The 340-nt window shown below is 58.7% G+C and carries 1 protein-coding gene; it reads right to left on the reverse strand.

Features of this window, described 5'->3' with window-relative positions; genetic code table 11:
- Positions 1-140 (reverse strand): IS66 family transposase (locus B7364_RS18355; RefSeq protein WP_408606321.1); only part of this gene is annotated, 140 nt, incomplete at its 3' end.
- Positions 141-340 lie beyond the last annotated feature (200 nt).

Consider the following 340-nt stretch of genomic DNA (forward strand, 5'->3'; position numbering starts at 1 on the left):
TCTGCTTGGCTGGCATCGGCTGTCGCATCGTCGAGCGCCAGCTCAAGCTGGTCGATGATCTGGCGCGAGCGTTCCGCGCTGCGGCCATAAAGTTGCTGGCGAAGCTTGGCGATCTCGAGTNAGCGGTCAGTTCGCTCAATGCTGTGTTCTGGGCAATCCGAGCGGCAAGATCAGCGCGCGTCAAGGCCAGTTCGCGCTTCATGGCTGCTATGTCATCAGGGCGTTCCAACACCCCTGAAGAGAATCACGAAACGGTCTCAAACACCAGCAAAAACGGGCGCCTGAAGCAGGAAATGTCCGCCAGAAGCCACAAATATCAGCCCGCAGCGGTTGGTCTCCA

This window comes from Aquidulcibacter paucihalophilus (assembly GCF_002105465.1).
Taxonomy (GTDB): domain Bacteria; phylum Pseudomonadota; class Alphaproteobacteria; order Caulobacterales; family Aquidulcibacteraceae; genus Aquidulcibacter; species Aquidulcibacter paucihalophilus.